The 493-nt window shown below is 32.3% G+C and carries 1 protein-coding gene; it reads left to right on the top strand.

Features of this window, described 5'->3' with window-relative positions; translation table 11 throughout:
* Positions 1-448: hypothetical protein (locus HUN22_RS17670; protein ID WP_174732085.1), on the top strand; the 448-nt coding region annotated here is incomplete at its 5' end.
* Positions 449-493: the final 45 nt, after the last annotated feature.

Below are 493 nucleotides of genomic sequence, written 5' to 3'. Positions count from 1 at the left end.
CTATAATGCAAATGATCGATCAATTTATGATGATGCAATTATTTTGATAACTCCTTACAATTATAAAACTTTTAACGGTAATACAGATCCTTCGGCATTCAAGCCAGGATTTGGGACTGGCATAAATAAAGGAATGGCTAGTTTACTCAAAGGTTATTGGAATGTTTATAAGTTAGGACTTCATAAAGGTAAGTATTTAGCTTTATGTCAACAAGCAGGAGAAGTTACAGTTTTGAGAGATGGCTTAAAAGAGCCATATTCAGATAAAGGATATTTTGGAATTAATATTCATAAAGGTGGCTTGACATCAACTTCAAGTGAAGGGTGTCAGACTATCCCGCCAGGACAATGGGGGGATTTTATTAACACCTTAGATTCCGATGCTAAAAAGTTCTATGGAATAAATTGGAGAAAAAAAATTTATCCGTATATTTTATTAGAGGAATAATTGATAAAGTCATACTAATAAATTTATCAACTATCTACTACACTC

It is taken from the genome of Acinetobacter lactucae, assembly GCF_013344765.1.
In the GTDB taxonomy this organism is placed as follows: Bacteria; Pseudomonadota; Gammaproteobacteria; order Pseudomonadales; family Moraxellaceae; genus Acinetobacter; species Acinetobacter lactucae_A.
Note: the sequence above shows the minus strand (reverse complement) of the source record. Positions and strands in the feature narration are given on the sequence as shown.